This is a genomic window from Neisseria sp. P0001.S005 (assembly GCF_051963715.1).
Genome location: NZ_JBQCTZ010001009.1, coordinates 1 through 254, shown reverse-complemented (window position 1 = coordinate 254; position 254 = coordinate 1). Strand labels below are relative to the sequence as shown.

The window sequence follows — 254 nt, the reverse complement described above, 5'->3', positions numbered from 1 at the left end:
CCGAACAGGCGGGTACCTTGTGGGTAACGACGGGTCAGGCCGCTCCAAGGATCTTCGCCCAGTTGTTTCATACCCAGAGAAACGCGTTGTTTGTCTTGGTCGAATTTCAGGACTTTGGCTTCTACTTCTTGACCAACTTCCAAAACTTCGCTTGGGTGTTTCACACGGCGCCATGCTAAGTCGGTGATGTGCAACAGACCGTCGATGCCGCCCAAGTCAACGAATGCACCGTAATCGGTGATGTTTTTAACGAT

At 51.6% G+C, this 254-nt stretch carries 1 protein-coding gene; it reads right to left on the bottom strand.

The genetic code is table 11. The features are described 5' to 3' along the window. A partial coding sequence (locus ACTHSP_RS23880) for a S1 RNA-binding domain-containing protein (protein ID WP_440347215.1) occupies positions 1-254 on the bottom strand: 254 nt, incomplete at both ends.